At 37.2% G+C, this 231-nt stretch carries 1 protein-coding gene; it reads left to right on the plus strand.

Features of this window, described 5'->3' with window-relative positions; translation table 11 throughout:
• Positions 1 to 231 (plus strand): hypothetical protein (locus tag F1003_RS19275; RefSeq protein WP_162307032.1); only part of this gene is annotated, 231 nt, incomplete at both ends.

The following is a 231-nucleotide window of genomic DNA, read 5'->3' on the forward strand; positions in this document are numbered from 1 at the left end:
TTGCTGAAGTAGAAACAGAAGAGGAATACCGTAAAAAGGGCGAGCTTTATACAGAAAAACTCAGCTTGGATGCAAAGCTTTTCGCATTACAGGAAAAATTAGCTCATTTTCGTTTTTCACAAGAAGAGATAGACGTGCTATGCAGTTTGGAAAATCCAGAAGCAGAAAAGTCGCGCTTAACAGAAAAGCTTGCACAAAAAAATGACAGAATCAAGCAGATTATGAAAGATA

Source organism: Winogradskyella ouciana (genome assembly GCF_009709615.1).
In the GTDB taxonomy this organism is placed as follows: Bacteria; Bacteroidota; Bacteroidia; order Flavobacteriales; family Flavobacteriaceae; genus Winogradskyella; species Winogradskyella ouciana.